Annotated in this window: 1 protein-coding gene; it reads left to right on the forward strand. The window is 66.6% G+C overall.

From position 1 onward, the window contains the following. A partial coding sequence (locus tag BST14_RS31955; RefSeq protein WP_142279716.1) for a DUF72 domain-containing protein occupies positions 1–311 on the forward strand: 311 nt, incomplete at both ends.

Here is a 311-nt window from a genome sequence, read left to right on the forward strand (position 1 = left end):
TTCCCCGCGATATCAGTCACGAAGGCGACCTGCGCGAACGGCTCGAGGCCGCCGGCGACTTCCTCGAACTGCTGGCGCCGCTTGGCGAAAGGGTCAGCCCGCTGTGGCTGCAACTGTCGGCGGCGTTCACCCCGCAGCGCCTGGGCGAACTGCTGTATTTCCTCGATGAGCTGAGTCCGCGACGGATTGCCGTGGAAGTACGCCACCCGGCGTTCTTCGACAAAGGCGAGGACGAGCGCCTGCTCAACCGCCACCTGCGCGAGCGTGGCGTGGAGCGCATCTGCCTGGATTCGCGGGCGCTGTTCAGTTGC

The sequence above is a fragment of the Mycobacterium arosiense ATCC BAA-1401 = DSM 45069 genome, from assembly GCF_002086125.1.
GTDB lineage: Bacteria > Actinomycetota > Actinomycetes > Mycobacteriales > Mycobacteriaceae > Mycobacterium > Mycobacterium arosiense.